Annotated in this window: 12 protein-coding genes; 3 read left to right on the plus strand and 9 right to left on the minus strand. The window is 52.1% G+C overall.

The genetic code is table 11. From position 1 onward, the window contains the following. Positions 1 to 114 precede the first annotated feature (114 nt). Together ACVB80_RS01585 and ACVB80_RS01590 are read left to right on the plus strand one after the other, a co-directional pair. Positions 115 to 1026 (plus strand): DMT family transporter, encoded by a 912-nt coding sequence (locus tag ACVB80_RS01585; RefSeq protein WP_481079503.1) that lies wholly within the window; start codon positions 115 to 117, stop codon positions 1024 to 1026. Between the two features lie 36 nt (positions 1027 to 1062). Next, the gene (locus tag ACVB80_RS01590; protein ID WP_481079504.1) at positions 1063 to 1668 is read left to right on the plus strand and encodes a glutaredoxin domain-containing protein; all 606 of its coding nucleotides are present in this window, start codon (positions 1063 to 1065) and stop codon (positions 1666 to 1668) included. A 64-nt stretch (positions 1669 to 1732) separates the two neighbouring features. Here the strand turns inward: ACVB80_RS01590 and ACVB80_RS01595 are convergent, their stop codons facing one another. After that, a complete protein-coding gene (locus tag ACVB80_RS01595) occupies positions 1733 to 1873 on the minus strand; it encodes a hypothetical protein (RefSeq protein ID WP_481079505.1) in 141 nt (46 codons plus the stop codon). A 168-nt stretch (positions 1874 to 2041) separates the two neighbouring features. Between ACVB80_RS01595 and ACVB80_RS01600 the strand changes: the two genes are divergently transcribed. Continuing rightward, positions 2042 to 2926 carry a patatin-like phospholipase family protein gene (locus tag ACVB80_RS01600; protein WP_481079506.1) on the plus strand — a complete coding sequence of 295 codons (885 nt, stop codon included), beginning with the start codon at positions 2042 to 2044 and terminating at the stop codon, positions 2924 to 2926. A gap of 1187 nt (positions 2927 to 4113) precedes the next feature. Here ACVB80_RS01600 and ACVB80_RS01605 read toward each other — a convergent pair. From ACVB80_RS01605 to ACVB80_RS01640, 8 genes are all read right to left on the minus strand, one after another. Beyond that, the gene (locus tag ACVB80_RS01605; protein ID WP_481079507.1) at positions 4114 to 7269 is read right to left on the minus strand and encodes an efflux RND transporter permease subunit; all 3156 of its coding nucleotides are present in this window, start codon (positions 7267 to 7269) and stop codon (positions 4114 to 4116) included. A gap of 12 nt (positions 7270 to 7281) precedes the next feature. Further along, positions 7282 to 8397 (minus strand): efflux RND transporter periplasmic adaptor subunit, encoded by a 1116-nt coding sequence (locus ACVB80_RS01610; RefSeq protein ID WP_481079508.1) that lies wholly within the window; start codon positions 8395 to 8397, stop codon positions 7282 to 7284. 200 nt (positions 8398 to 8597) lie between these two features. After that, complete coding sequence (locus ACVB80_RS01615; protein WP_481079509.1) at positions 8598 to 9389, minus strand: LytR/AlgR family response regulator transcription factor; 792 nt, start codon at positions 9387 to 9389, stop codon at positions 8598 to 8600. Further along, positions 9386 to 10432 carry a sensor histidine kinase gene (locus ACVB80_RS01620; RefSeq protein WP_481079510.1) on the minus strand — a complete coding sequence of 349 codons (1047 nt, stop codon included), beginning with the start codon at positions 10430 to 10432 and terminating at the stop codon, positions 9386 to 9388. Before ACVB80_RS01620 ends, ACVB80_RS01615 begins: the two co-directional genes overlap by 4 nt. Continuing rightward, positions 10433 to 11683 (minus strand): DUF1302 domain-containing protein, encoded by a 1251-nt coding sequence (locus tag ACVB80_RS01625; RefSeq protein ID WP_481079511.1) that lies wholly within the window; start codon positions 11681 to 11683, stop codon positions 10433 to 10435. Then, positions 11684 to 12439 (minus strand): outer membrane lipoprotein-sorting protein, encoded by a 756-nt coding sequence (locus ACVB80_RS01630; protein ID WP_481079512.1) that lies wholly within the window; start codon positions 12437 to 12439, stop codon positions 11684 to 11686. Next, entirely contained in the window at positions 12432 to 13694 is a 1263-nt protein-coding gene (locus tag ACVB80_RS01635; protein WP_481079513.1) for an ABC transporter permease, read from the minus strand. The genes ACVB80_RS01630 and ACVB80_RS01635 overlap by 8 nt, the downstream gene beginning before the upstream one ends. Continuing rightward, positions 13682 to 14368, minus strand: coding sequence for an ABC transporter ATP-binding protein (locus ACVB80_RS01640; RefSeq protein ID WP_481079514.1), 687 nt, complete (start codon positions 14366 to 14368; stop codon positions 13682 to 13684). The genes ACVB80_RS01635 and ACVB80_RS01640 overlap by 13 nt, the downstream gene beginning before the upstream one ends. Positions 14369 to 14378 lie beyond the last annotated feature (10 nt).

The following is a 14378-nucleotide window of genomic DNA, read 5'->3' on the forward strand; positions in this document are numbered from 1 at the left end:
TGATAGATTTCATTAATGAATATCATCATCGGTGATAACGATTGGTGAAATAGCTATACCACTGACAAATCTCTGCTAAGATGCCCTTCACTAACCACCTCATTTAAACCAATTATGTCACAACACTCTCCGATAAAAGGCGCCGGATGGATGCTGAGTGCCGGCCTTGCTTTTGCCGCTGTCAACACCCTGGCTCAGTATGCAAGCATCCATTATTCCGTTGCCTCAACGACTGTGGCGTTAATTCAGTATGCTGTCGCATTGGTTGCTATCCTGCCCTATCTGAGAACCCTGGGCATCCGTGCATCTCTGGCGACCAGCCAGTTCAAATGGCACGTATTGCGTGTGATCCTGGCCGTTATCGGTATCCAGCTCTGGCTTTGGGCACTGGCATGGCCTGTACCTATCTGGCAGGGCATTGCACTGCTGATGACTTCACCTTTATTCGCCACCCTGGGCTCTGGCCTGATACTGAAAGAAAACGTCGGCTGGGCACGCTGGATCGCCACCGGCTGTGGCTTCGCTGGCGCAATGATCATCCTTGAGCCATGGGGAGAAAACTTTAATTGGGCAAGCCTCCTCCCGGTTGGCGCAGCCCTGTTCTGGGCCTGCTATTCACTGATGGTGAAAAAGCTGTCGGCCAAAGACGGACCAGCTACCATGGTCGTCTATCTGCTTGTCCTCATCACACCATTTAACCTGTTGTTAGCTCTGCCGGAATGGTCGATGCCATCAGGCTCAACAGTGTGGTTCCTTCTGCTTCTTGCAGGTCTGTTCACAGCCCTCGCCCAGTGGGCCATCGTCAAGGCATATGCGGTGGCTGATGCTTCCTTTGTCCAGCCATTTGACCATGCAAAACTGCCATTTAACGTAGCCGCCGGCTGGGCAGTATTTGGCTGGGCTCCACCGGGCAAACTCTGGCTTGGCGCTGCCATTATCATCGGCTCTGTCGCTTTTATTACCCAGTGGGAACGAAAAAAGTCCGTTCCAAATGAAAGAAAAGTGATTCAGGCCCGCTCTGATTAAGTAATACATATTTATTCAGGAAGCCGGAAGTCAGATATGACCAAACCAATTCATATAACACTGTACCGCTGGGCAGGTGAATGGGGGCCGTTTAAGGTGAACATCCCCTGTGGCGAGTGCACCCTGACCAAAGATATTCTGACCGATACTCTGGAAAACGAACTGGCCGGAATACCGGTGGAAGTGGAAGTCAAAGACTGGCTGTCACACTGGTGGGAACCACTCAAAGCCGGAGCCTGGCACGCGCCAATTATCATGGTTGAAGGAAAGGTGATAAGCCAGGGAGAAGCGCTTAACCGGGGCGTACTGGTGCAGTCGGTGATTGCACAGTGGAGTCAGCGTGACACCCTCAGGGGGAATATTGTCTTTGGCAAGCAGACCTGCCCTTACTGCATCAAAGCCAAAGCACTGCTCGATAAATGCGGTATTTCTTACCAGTATCTGGATGTGGTGAAAGACAGTGCGGCACTCTACCGTATGATCCCGGAAGTCAAAGCCATTATCGGAGGGAAAACGCCGGTCACCGTCCCGCAAATCTGGCTCGATGGTGACTATATCGGCGGATTTGACCAGCTCAGCAAACACCTGGATGAGGCCAACCTGCCCGGGCCGCCCGATAACGTGGTCAAACTGGCTGAATAACAGGTACTAAAAAACCCCCGTTGTCGCGGGGGTTTATTTCATTCCATTGAACATCATTGTTTCCTTACTTTTTCATACGTTTAACCAGCTTTGAAAAGAAAGAGCGACGCTCAATCTTAGCTTGTGGCTTACCGTACAGTTTCTCATGCAGCATGTTTTGTGCAACGTGGTTGGCGATATATACAGCACCCAGATCAAAACCCATAGTATCTCTCCTCAGAAATGTAATTAACTTTCACAACAAAGGATTTTACTCCAGTTACGCCAACTTACAAGACTTAGATCACACTTTTGTGTAATTAAATTACATTAGCAATAATAGCAGCCCCTGAGCTATGCTGGGTCATAAACTCCTGCAACAACAGAGGCTTCCATGGCAGAAACAATTTCACTGGTACTTGGCAGCGGAGGCGCCCGCGGTCTGGCTCATATTGGCGTGATCCGCTGGCTTGAAGAGCGCGGATTTAAGATTGCGTCAGTATCCGGGTGTTCGATAGGTGCGCTGATCGGCGGTATCTATGCCGCAGGTAAACTGGACGAGTTTGAGCAGTGGATCACCAACATTGATCACATGGATATGGCAAAACTGCTGGATTTATCCTGGCAGTCGAGCGGTATGTTTAAAGGCGACCGGATCATTGCCACCCTGTCCGAACTCATTGGTGATACCCGTATTGAATCCCTGCCCATTCCCTTTACTGCTGTTGCGGCTAACGTGGCAGAAGAGAAGGAAGTCTGGCTGCAATCCGGGCTGTTGTATGATGCAATTCGTGCCTCTATTTCATTGCCGCTGTTCTTTACCCCGCACGAAGTAAATGGTGAAACACTTATTGATGGCGGCGTGCTCAACCCGGTCCCTATCGCCCCGACATTTGGTGACCAGACTGACCTTACCCTGGCGGTGAACCTGGGCGGTGATAATGAGCCCCGCATGGAGCACAAACCGACACCGGTTACCCCGGACAACAGCAAACTGCACCATAAGGTTGCCCGCTTTATCGAAGACCTTGGCGACAGTGTAAAACGCAGCATCAGCTTTAATTTTGAAGCCTACGACATTGCCAACCAGGCATTTGACGCTATGCAGTCTACTATCGCCAGACAGAAACTGGCAGCCTACCCTGCCGATGTCACCATCGAACTGCCCCGCAACGCCTGCGGCACGCTGGAGTTTGACCGGGCTAAAGAGATGATTGAGCTTGGCTATCAGAAAGCAGAGAAGTGTTTTGGGCATTACCGGCGTGTGAATGAGGGGTAAGCTGCTTCTGTATGTAAATCCGCTTCGGTGAACGACCTGCCAGATCCCGGGTCGCACCTGCCTTCGATTGTGTTGCAGGTTCTGTGGGGTGCGCCCGGGATGACGAAATTTTTCTTTATTAAACAAACGAATAAGTAACTGTCATCCCGGAAATTCTGCCCACCGAGGTTGCTGGATGGTACAGAGCCAAATCAGAATTATCCGGGATCTCGTAAAACGAACCGTGTACCACAACGTCGGTTCAGTAATCCCACGATAACTTTCTGCATCTCCCCCAACCACGCCCACTGTGTCATTCTGAACTTGATTCAGAATCTGCTTACAGCACGCCGTATACTCCCGCGCCAGCTGTCACCTTACCCGCGGTAACAGATGCGTGTCGCGCCCGCGAGGTAAGTCCGTCCCCGCGGAAAGCAGATTCTGAATCGCGCTTTACCAACTGAGCTCGCGGATAGCTCAGGGGAGCGCGTTCAGAATGACCGGAGTAGTGGTTGATAAAGAACAAAAGTTCATGGCTCTTAGCACGCTTAGAGCATAACCTGCCTTTCACTTCAGGTGACCATTTCACAACACAGCTCACCCCACCAGATCCCGGGTCGCACCTGCCTTCGGTGCTTGTGAAAAGCTCTGTGGAGTGCGCCCGGGATGACAATTAATATATCTACTAATCAATACGTTAAGTACTTGTCATCCCGGAAATTCTGTCTACCGAAATTGCCGGATTGCACACTACCGAATCAGAATTATCCGGGATCTCGTAAATCGATCCGTGTACTCAGAGTAGGTTCAGTAATCCCGCAATCGCCGTCCGGCCCCTCATCCAGCCACGCCCACTGTGTCATTCTGAACCCGATTCAGAATCTGCTTACAGCGCGCCGTATACTACTGCGACAGCTGTTACCTTACCCGCGGCAACAAATGCGTGTCGCTGCCGCGAAAAAAGTCCGCCCTTGCGGATAACAGATTCTGAATCGCGCCTTACCAGTTGAGCCCGCGGATAGCTCAGGGGAACGCGTTCAGAATGACCGGAGTAGTGGTTAACAAAGAATAAAACGTATGACCTCAGCGCGCTGACAGCAGAACCAGCCTTTCACTACAGATGACCGCTTCACAACACGGCTCAACCCGCCAGATCAAACGCAAAAAAAGGCCCCGGAAATCCGGGGCCTTACATGTTTGAGCATCAGTTACTCGTCGTCTTTGAGCTCTTCCAGTTTGGTGCTGCCTCCGTGGAACTTCTCGCGTTTTCTCTGAACCATGGCGTAGAAGCTTGGGATCAGGAAGGTACCGGCAAGAAGCACACACAACAAACCACCGGTCAGGGAGATACCCAGCGAGTTCTGGCTGATATAACCTGCGCCTGAGGCGAAGATAAGCGGCATAATACCGAGGATAAACGACCAGGAAGTCATGTTTACCGCACGGAAACGCAATTCACCACCGCGTACCGCAGCTTTATCAATTGGCTGTTCACCATACTCCCGCTCGTTCTTGGCGAACTCCACAATCAGGATGGCGTTCTTCGCCGCCATGGCAATTAGAAGAACCAGACCAATCTGCGCATACAAGTTAAGCGGAATACCGGTCAGGTTCAGTGCCAGGAATGAGCCCAGAGTTGCCACCGGTACCACCAGGATGATCGCCAGAGGAATCGTCCAGCTCTCATACTGCGCCACCATAAACAGGTAGATAAAGATCAGTGCCAGAGCAAAGGCATAAATCGCCTGGCTGCCCGCCTGAATTTCCTGGTAAGCCATACCGGTCCACTCGTACTGGTAGCCGTGAGGCAATACTTCCGCCGCAACACGCTCCATTGCAGCAATCGCGTCACCACTTGAGTAACCCGGTGCAGGTTCACCCTGGATTACCGCAGAGCGGTACATGTTGTAACGCCATGCCACATCCGGTTCAAACACCTGGTCCCAGGAGATCAGGGTACTGAGCGGGATCATTTCACCAGATGATGAACGCAGGTGGAAACGGCCCAGATCTTCCATACCGCTGCGGAACTCTGCATCCGCCTGAAGCGTTACACGGTAACTCTTACCAAACATGGTAAAGTCGTTCACATACATCGAGCCCAGGTTACCCTGCAGGGTCTGGAAGATGTCGCTCAGGGAAATACCCAGCTGTTTGGCTTTAGCACGGTCAATATCTACATAGTAATGCGGCACATTGGCACGGAAAGTACTGTAGGTGTACTGGATTTCCGGCTGCTGATTCGCTTTTTGAATCATCTCGCCCATTACATTGGACAAATCAGTCCGGCTTCGGCCAAGAGCATCTTCGAGCACAAACTCAAAGCCCGATGCCGCGCCCATACCCGGAACCGCCGGAGCGCCCATGGCAAAGACGACCGCTTCCGGTACGCTGGCTGCCGCTTTGCCATTCACCCGGCGGGTGATAGCAAATGAAGAGTTATCCCCTTCCATTGAGCCGCGTTCTTCCCAGCTCTTCAGCTTCACGAACATAGATGCGCCGTTTGAGGCAGAAGCACCGGTCAGGAATGCATAACCCGTCGCAACCGTTACTCCGTCAACACCAGGCTCAGATTCGATGATCTGTTTGATCTTCTCTACCGCATCTTCAGTACGGGAAAGAGAAGCTGAGTCAGGCAGCTGAACGTTCACCAGCATGATGCCTTTATCTTCAGCAGGTACAAACGCCGTTGATGTGGTTTTCGCCATAAAGGTTACTGCACCAAGCGCCAGGGCAAACAAGCCCAGTACCACCACACCGCGGCGGACCAGGAATCCGGCAACCTGACCGTAACGTGCAGTCACTGCATCCAGGCCACGGTTAAAGGCTTCAAACCACTTCGCGGTATTGCCACCGCCCTGCTTAAGTACCAGCGAACACATCGCCGGAGACAGGGTCAGGGCGTTTACTGAGGAAATCAGTACCGCGATACAGATAGTCAGGGCAAACTGCCGGTACATGATACCGGTAATACCCGGCAGCATGGCAACCGGTATAAATACCGCCAGCAGAACCAGAGTCGACGTTACAATCGGTCCGGTCACCTCTTTCATCGCACGCAGTGTCGCAACCCGCGGAGTGACAGACGGATCTTTCTTCATGATGGTATCGACATTCTCGATAACGAGTATGGCGTCATCCACCACGATACCGATCGCCAGTATCAGGCCAAACAGAGTCACCGTGTTAATGGTGAATCCAGTAAGCTGCATAAAGGCAAAAGTACCGATCAAAGATACCGGAATTGCAACCACAGGGATCAGGGTTGCACGCGCACTGCCAAGGAACAGGTAGGTCACCGCGATAACCAGCAGAACCGCTTCAATCAGCGTCTTCACTACGCCTTTAATAGACTCAGCAACAAACAGCGTAGTGTCGTAACTGGTTTCGTAGATAAAGTCATCCGGGAAAGTAGTGCTCATCTCTTCAAGACGCTTCATCACCGCTTCGCCACTTTCCAGTGCGTTCGCACCACTTTGCAGCGTCAGGATCACGATAGATGCATCTTTACCACGGAAGTAACCGGCACCATCGTAAAACTTCTTACCCAGTTCAACTCTTGCCACGTCTTTCAGGTAAATAGCAGAGCCGTCATCGTTGGCGCGAAGCATCACGTCTTCGAACTCTTCTACAGTTTCCAGACGACCTTTGGTCACCAGGTTGAACTGCACATCCTGCGGATCCGCGTATGGAGCTGCGCCGATCTTACCGGCCGCTACCTGAACGTTCTGTTCAGCAAGGGCAGCATACACGTCAGCAGTCGTCAGTTTGAGGTTGGCCAGTTTCTCAGGATCCAGCCAGACACGCATGGCGAACTCACCGCCGCCAAGAACGTTAACGTTACTGATGCCCTTCACACGTGCGAGCTGATCTTTGATGTTCAGGTTCACGTAGTTGATCAGGAACTTGTCATCATACTTGCCTTCCGGCGAGTAGAAGTTCAGTACCATCAGCAGGTCCGGTGAGTTCTTGCTTACGGTTACCCCAACCTGACGCACTTCCTGCGGCAGTTTGGACTCAATCGCAGAAACCCGGTTTTGCACGTTAACCTGCGCCATATCCGGATCGGTACCCACATCAAAGGTCACGTTGAGTGAGTAGGAACCATCATTGGCACTCTTGGAAGACATATAAATCATGTTTTCCACGCCATTGACCGAGGTTTCTATCGGGTCAGCGATGGCCTCTTCTACTACCTCAGCACTGGCACCGGTGTAAAACGCGGTAACGTTAACCGAAGGCGGGCTGATTTGAGGGTATTCCGCCACCGGCAGCACCAACAGCGAGATGGCACCGGCCAGAGTCAGAATAATAGAGATCACCAGCGCAAACTTAGGGCGCTGGATAAAAAAGCGACTTAACATATACCGCGCCCCTTACTTGTCACCAGCGACCGTTACCGGCACACCATTACGCACCCGCTGCAGACCACTGATGATCACATTGTCACCGGCATCCAGGCCCTGTCGGATGATCACGCCTTCATCAAGCTGGCGACCCATAGATACGTTGCGGCGCTCTGCCACGCTGCCCTCAGACACCAGCATCACAAAGTCACCTTCAAGATCGGTCTGAACCGCACGGCGCGGAACGACAACGACAGACTCAGGAGCCTTAGACATCAGCTCGATATTAGCGTGCTGACCTGGCAGCAGGCGGTGTTCAGGATTGGGCAGCACTGCACGCAGTGCGATAGTACCGGTATTACGGTTGATTCGGTTACCAATGAAATCCAGGTTACCTTTATGCTCATACTCTGAGCCATCTTCAAGCCACAATGCGACTTCAACCAGGCTGGCTTCTTCGCCTGCACCATCCACTTTGTCCATACCAAACTGAAGGCGCTCACGCTCACTGACGTTAAACGCTGCGTAAATAGGGTCCAGGCTGACCAGTGAAGTCAGCTCACCAACCGAAGGCGAAATCAAATCACCCACACTGACATTGCTGCTGCTGATACGGCCGGTAAAAGGCGCCAGGATCGTGGTATGAGAAAGATTGACTTCTGCGAGGCTCAGCTGAGCTTTGGAGGCTTCCACCTGAGCTTCAGCGCTCAGCAGTGCTGCGGTAAGAGAGTCGAATTCAGACTGGGAAATATTGCCTTTTGGCAGAAGATTTTTACCGCGTTTAAAGTCCATCTGAGACTTTTTCAGCGTCGCATTAGCCTGTGCAACAGCAGCTTTGGCCGACGCCACTTCCGCTTCAAATGGTGCCGGGTCGATTTGATAGAGCGGCGTGCCCTCCTCCACCATGTCGCCCTCGGTAAACAAACGCTCTTTCAGATAGCCGGTTACCTGAGCGGTAATACGGGCATCGTTCACCGCCTGAATGCGTCCGATAAACGTTTTACCCTGTTGATGAAGTACAGTTTGAGATGGAACCACCTCAACCAATGGAGCAGCGCCCTGGCCTTTCCCTGCATTGTTGGCTTCGCCACAGCCAACCAGTGCAAAGGTACCTGCCATTGCGATCGTTAGTATCGTTTTTTTCATTTTCTGAACCACAGTTAAAATAGCTGACAAAGCAGCAAAACAAGATGCTTATATGACTATCATATTCTGAAGAATACTCAGCAAAGGTTAGCAAATTAATGTGTCCAAATGTTTCCTGAGTTCAAACTTTAATCAAAAACGATACATTATTCTTACACTGATTGACTGGCTTTATCGAATATCACCGTACAGTCAGGGATTTATTGCACTTTAAACAGATTCTGGCAGGCCCGGCTGACCGGCAGTTTACGCCCTGCGATGATGACATTCATCTTACCGGTAAACTCTTTTTTCACCTTCTCAACCCTGGCAACATTAATAATGGTCGAGCGGTGAATTTGCCAAAAACACTCCGGATTTAACTGAGCAGACAAGTCTTTTAATGTTGAACGAATAACGTATTCATCGATATTATCCGGGCCGTTACCCACATATACCGAAATATACTTGTCCTCTGCATGGAAATAAGCAATATCCTCAACCGCGATTAAATGAATATCCTCTCCCCGGCTGGCACGCAACCAGCTGAGATACTGTTTTGGCTGCTGAAATGCCGTCTGCTGAAGCTGCTCGAACAGGGCGTCCAGGCTCACATTACCGGCTGGCTCCTCTTCCAGACGTTCGCGCACCCGCTGGCACGCCTTCGCAAGGCGTTCATCCGACAGCGGCTTTAGCACATAATCCACCGCCGCGTGTTCAAATGCCTGCACCGCGTACTCATCATAAGCCGTGGTGAACACCACCAGCGGCGGTTTATCTGCAGTGTTGAGCTTTTTCGCCAGACTCATGCCATCGAGTTTCGGCATACGGATATCCAGAAAAGCCACATCAGGCTGATGGGCCTGAATCGCTTCCAGCGCCTGGCCACCATCACTGGCTTTGGCCACGATTTCCAGCTCAGGCCAGACTTCCGCCAACAGCTTATCAAGATGAAACAGCAACAATGGCTCGTCATCGGCTATGACGGCGGTCGGAAAAGATTTAATTGTCATACGTCTTCCCTGTCTTGCAGACTTTCAAGAGGAATGCGGATTTGAGATTTTACACCACCACCAGCACGTTCTGTCACGGTCAGCACAGCCTGTTGACCATAGAGGGTATTGAGACGGTCGCGGGTATTTTGCAGACCAATGCCGTGACCTTTTACCGCACTCCCGGGCGAAAGGTCCGCGCCATCATTGAGCACACAGATTTCAAGGAATCCGTTTTTTACTCCTGCGGTCACTTCAACACAAACCTCTTCACTGACCGGCTCTACCCCGTGAAGTACTGCGTTTTCCACCAAAGGCTGAAGCAGCAATGGGGCAATGGTCAGTATCTTCGCATCCTGCTCACACTCAACAGAAAAACTCAGCCGTTCGCCAAGGCGAATTTGCTGAATACCCAGGTATGCGTCCACCAGTTCCAGCTCTTCACTGAGCGTCGCCAGCTGGCTGCGATTGGTTTTCAGCGTGGCCCGCAGTAAATCAGTCAGCTTGGACAGAAGCAGCCGGGCTTTATCCGGGTCATGTTCAATCAGCACATTCAGGTTTGCCAGAGTGTTGAAAAGAAAATGAGGCTCTATCTGACTTTGCAGCAGTTTAAGCTCACTAAGCACCTGGGCTTTTTCGTGTTCACTTTCCTTACGGCGCAGCTTTTCCATCTCTTTTTCTGCCAGCAGCTTCTGCTCATGAGAATAGAAATAGAAGAAACAGGTCGCGGTGAAGATCAGCCCCAGCATAACGGTCGGCTTCATCACGGCCATCACATCATGGTCTTCTATGCCATCCATCCACAGATAGGCATTTACAGAACCCAGTACCACCGCAAAAATCAGACTGTAAACGTTAAGCTCCCGGGTACTCAGACCCGGACAAAACCGGCAGAGAAGCGCCGAGCCAAATATCGCGCTGTAGCCATACCCGAAGCTGACTCCAAGGTGAGAATAAAACGGAGGCCCCCAGACCAGAAACGTAGTCAGGGCGATAACCAGACAAAACAGCGAAGTATAAGCAATACTCCGGAACCAGTCGTTTTGATACCACTTGGTCTGCATTCAGAACTTCCCTTTCAGATTTAAGAAAATCATATAGTTATCAGGAAGGTTTTGATATACAGAGGATGCGTCCCCCGTCACAAAACGCCCTGCCAGTTCCGTTTCAAACCGGCTTTGCCCACTGTCATGCCACACATAACCCAGCCGGGGGGTGATCATGGTGCCACCATCTTCAGGAGACAGCATCAGGTCCAGCTGCGGGGTCAGATCCTGCATCCAGGTCTGGCTCCATTCGTAGTTTACCCACGACGCCGAATCAAAACGCCAGTGCAGCAGGACGTTATGACGAACCAGATTCGCGTGTTGCAGCCCATTTGCATAGCTTTGTGCCAGTGATGAAAGTGCCTGACTGCTCAGCATCTCTGTTCGCTGCCAGGCCAGCGTCCAGTCATTCCTGCTCCAGGCCCGTTGATCGTACCAGTATTCAGCAATAATCTGATGGCCACTCTCCCCCGCCCAGGTCACGCCTGCCATCACCTGCCAAAGGTTATGCCGGGGCGCCAGTTCAGGTGGTTGATATGGATCGCCGCTGATCTGATAACCGATATAGCGGGACTGCCAGCTGGCGGAAGCATGAAACTCCCATGCCGGGTCAAAAACAGTCACTATACTTGCGCCTGCTACGCCATGGCGCACATCATCCCAGTAACCTATCAGCTGATACTCACTGTCACCGGACAGCTGATAACGGCGAATACCGGCCCCCCGGGAAACATTCTCTTTATCCAGCTCATTAAGGGGCTGGCTGTTCCACGATGAGTCTGCTGCAAGCAGGGTCCACTCGCCATCACCATCAAACGATGATAACGCCAGTACACCCACGCCTTCTTCCACCTGAATACCCACCGGATTTCTCCGGTAGGCTTTTAGCAGGTCCAGCGGTCGATAACCATACCCCACTCCCCAGTCAATCCGCTGCTTGCCTGCAGTAATATCCACGCTAACCCCTGCAACATCTGCGCTGCCCTGCCAGAACAACTCACGCAGGATCAGCCGTGTCTCCGCTTCCGCATTACCGCTGTGATACAGAGCGTCACTCTTCAGTGTCACCAGTGCCAGCCAGTTTTTGTACCCGGCTTCCAGCTCCAGGTAAGCATCGGCCTGACGCACATTCTCTGTTTCACAGAACAGCCGTGACCCGGTATTGACCTGACTGGCGGCGGAACTGACCATCCAGTCCCAGCGCAGATCCGGCCCCTGCGCCCACGCAGGCAAGGCTGCCATAAGCAATAGTGAAGACCAGGTTTTCATCTATAACTCCGACACACTGTTACGCACCAGGTACGACGGGTTGTAATACTTATCCGCCAGCTGATGCGGCGTAACCGAGCGATATTCGATCACGGTTTTCTTTGCCGGCTGTATTTTGTCGAGCAGTGTCATGGCATCAACCGCAGGCTTGCCGCCCCGCTGCCCCTGATGAAACAGGGCCTGTTTGGCCAGTTTTCCCGAGCGCATATACAAATCGGCTTTTAACGGGAACGAGTCAGAACCACGGACCCAAAGATGAATTTTGGCGTAGCTCGCCCCTTTGGTTTTGGCTGTCAGCTCCAGTGCCAGCACCCCGTTCTCATCACCATCAAATGGCAGGTCGGTGCGTTCCACGCCCTGATAATCTTCACTCCAGGTCAGGGTTGAAACATCCCCAACCGAGGCTTCACCCAGCAGTTTCTGCATCGGGGTGATCCGGATCGGGCGGCGGCTTTTTGGCATCACCAGCCAGTAATTATCCCCCAGCATCAGCATCTTCTGCCCGGCTTCTACCTGAGATTTGAACACCACCAAAGATTCACGTTCAGGCCGGGTATAGACATGATACTGGTGGGTTTTATCAAGCTGGTCGTTTTCATACAGCGACACCACAGAAACCACTTTTGCCGACTGACTGTCCAGCCGGTAATCATCCGCCTGCTTCAATATCGCATTAACATCACTGTGAACATCGCTCTGCGCCGCCACTGCACTGCTGCCCAGCAGCAGCGCCATTACCATCCATTTTCTAAACATAAGCCAGAGCCTCCGTAATTGGGCGGTTCACCCCTTTTCGGGCAGAAAAATACGCTGCAGATACACAAATCACCACCACGGCAAAAAGCGCCATCACGCTCAGCTCCGCTGAGAAATAGATATTGAGTGGATACCCCTCGTTATGACCCGGAGGTGGTGGCATCTGAATATCAGCAACCATTAAAAATACCGTCGTCAGTGCGCTGAGCAGGATCCCAGCCAGTCCACCCACAGCAGCCAACAGCCCTGCTTCTCGCAGGAATCCACTGACGACTTCCCGTGGGTATGCGCCCATCGCAGAAAGCGTACCAATTTCCCGGGTCCGCTCGGTCACCGACATGGTCATGGTGTTAAACAGAGCGACAAATACCAGCAGCGCCATCACCAGCCCCATAATCCCGAAGATACGATCGTAGAGATCTTTCACTTTCTTGTAGAAAAACGCGCGCTCTTCCCACGGCGTGATCTCCAGTCCACCATCCCAGTTAAGCTTCTGCTCCAGTTTGTTCTTAACATTTGCCGTTTCTGGCGTATCAAACAGGAACACCGACAGGGTGCTCACTTTGTCGCTCACCAGCAGCTCCTGAGCCATGGAGATATGCAGATAAAGCTGACGCTTATCCAGCTCCGGAATACCGGTAGAGAATATCCCCTTCACCTTAAAGTCATACGCATTCAGCGCGCCGTCTGCCGTGGTGGCCAACAGGGTAATCCAGTCACCGGTTCCTACACTCAGGTTGCGCGCCAGTTCCCGGCCCAGCATAATTTCCGGCTCAGCCGGGTCATAACGAACGGAATTGACATCCATCAGGGTCCGGCCTTCATCGATATTCAAAAAAGGCCCTTTCATATCAAATTCACGCTCATTCACCCCAATCCCCATAAAGATGGTGGATTTGGAACCGTTTGAAATCAGACCTGACAGGTAAACCCGTGGCTGGACTCCGCGCACCTCTTTAAGGCCGGTAATTTGGGGTACCAGCTCAGTGCTGTTATCCAGCCCGTTACTGAGCGGCATCTCTTCTTCTTTTTCAAAATAGCCAGGCTGACTGATGGTCAAATGACCGGTATCCCTCGCGGTAGACTCTTTGAGAGATTCGTAGGTATAGAGACCAAAACCACCAGCCGAGACCATGGCAAACACCGCGATAGCAATAATGCACACCGACAGCAGGCTTCGGCGTCCATTACGAAACAGATTCAGCGCTGCAATCCGGTAGTTCAGCGGCAACAGTGTGTTTATCAGCTTGCCCATGACAAACTCTCCTTTTCCGTCAACTGACCATCGGAAAGCTCAATCACCCGGTCACAGCGGTGTGCCATACGCGGGTCGTGAGTAGCGATGACAAACGCGGACCCACGTTCATGACCGAGCTGCTTCATGATCTCAATCACGTTGGTCGCCGTTTTGCTGTCGAGACTGGCCGTTGGCTCATCGGCGATAACCAGCTCAGGACTGTGTACCAGAGCGCGGGCAATCGCCACCCGCTGCTGTTGTCCGCCTGAAAGGTGGTCCGGGCGATGATGAATAAACGCCTCAAGCCCAACCCGCGCAAGCATATCCGTCGCCAGCTTTGTCTGTTCGGCCACAGAATATCCATTGAGTCTGAGCGGATAGGCCACGTTCTCCAGTGCGCTCATGACGGGGATCAGATTGAAACGCTGAAAAATAAAACCCATTCGGCCACGTCTTACCGCTGCTGCAACAGCAGGTGCCTGAGGCAAAGATTTTCCGCCCAGTGCCACATTACCCTGATACTGCTGGTCAAGCAGGCCGAGTATGTTGAGCAGCGTACTTTTTCCCGAACCGGACGGCCCGCACAGGGCAACCATTTCCCCCTCTGCGATACTGCCTGATACCCCTTTCAGGGCATGAGTCTCAAGCTCACCCTGACGATACGACTTAACAATGTTATGAAATTCAAGCACTTGATGCTCC

The organism is Vibrio sp. 9-16B-A1 (assembly GCF_056726165.1).

Excerpts from the sequence above, each read along its gene's own strand:
- ACVB80_RS01620 (WP_481079510.1), bottom strand. The coding sequence starts at position 10,432 with ATGCAGACCAAGTGGTATCAAAACGACTGGTTCCGGAGTATTGCTTAT.
- ACVB80_RS01605 (WP_481079507.1), bottom strand. The coding sequence starts at position 7,269 with ATGTTAAGTCGCTTTTTTATCCAGCGCCCTAAGTTTGCGCTGGTGATC.
- ACVB80_RS01585 (WP_481079503.1), top strand. The coding sequence starts at position 115 with ATGTCACAACACTCTCCGATAAAAGGCGCCGGATGGATGCTGAGTGCC.
- ACVB80_RS01625 (WP_481079511.1), bottom strand. The coding sequence starts at position 11,683 with ATGAAAACCTGGTCTTCACTATTGCTTATGGCAGCCTTGCCTGCGTGG.
- ACVB80_RS01635 (WP_481079513.1), bottom strand. The coding sequence starts at position 13,694 with ATGGGCAAGCTGATAAACACACTGTTGCCGCTGAACTACCGGATTGCA.
- ACVB80_RS01590 (WP_481079504.1), top strand. The coding sequence starts at position 1,063 with ATGACCAAACCAATTCATATAACACTGTACCGCTGGGCAGGTGAATGG.
- ACVB80_RS01615 (WP_481079509.1), bottom strand. The coding sequence starts at position 9,389 with ATGACAATTAAATCTTTTCCGACCGCCGTCATAGCCGATGACGAGCCA.
- ACVB80_RS01595 (WP_481079505.1), bottom strand. The coding sequence starts at position 1,873 with ATGGGTTTTGATCTGGGTGCTGTATATATCGCCAACCACGTTGCACAA.
- ACVB80_RS01600 (WP_481079506.1), top strand. The coding sequence starts at position 2,042 with ATGGCAGAAACAATTTCACTGGTACTTGGCAGCGGAGGCGCCCGCGGT.
- ACVB80_RS01610 (WP_481079508.1), bottom strand. The coding sequence starts at position 8,397 with ATGAAAAAAACGATACTAACGATCGCAATGGCAGGTACCTTTGCACTG.
- ACVB80_RS01630 (WP_481079512.1), bottom strand. The coding sequence starts at position 12,439 with ATGTTTAGAAAATGGATGGTAATGGCGCTGCTGCTGGGCAGCAGTGCA.